The 399-nt window shown below is 66.9% G+C and carries 1 pseudogene; it reads right to left on the bottom strand.

Annotated features, from left to right (window positions below):
* Positions 1-266 (bottom strand): annotated as a pseudogene (locus tag MKK51_RS21210) (ATPase); the annotation flags it as partial.
* Positions 267-399 lie beyond the last annotated feature (133 nt).

Genomic DNA, 399 nt, shown 5'->3' with positions numbered 1-399 from the left:
TTGGACGAGGCGCGGGGGCGGGGGCGCGAGGGGAGCCACGGGGTCAGCGCCGCCTCGAATCCGGCGGGCAGGGCGAATTGCTGGCGGGCGGCCAGGCGCCGGGGGATCTCGAAGGGCTCCTTCGGCTTGTAGGGCGGGAACTCGAGGGTCTTGGTGAAGCGGCCGGCGAGGCCCGGATTGGTGTCGATGAACCGGCGTATGTCGTTGGTGTAGCCGGCGACAATGACGATGATCCGGTCGCGGTTGTCCTCCATGAACTTCGGCAAGGAGGCGATCGACACCCTGCTGAAGTTCATGGAGGACAACCGCGACCGGATCATCGTCATCGTCGCCGGCTACACCAACGACATGCGCCGGTTCATCGACACCAATCCGGGCCTCGCCGGCCGCTTCACCAAG

The organism is Methylobacterium sp. E-045, from assembly GCF_022829685.1.
Classification (GTDB): Bacteria; Pseudomonadota; Alphaproteobacteria; order Rhizobiales; family Beijerinckiaceae; genus Methylobacterium.
This window is presented reverse-complemented; position numbering and strand designations above follow the sequence as displayed.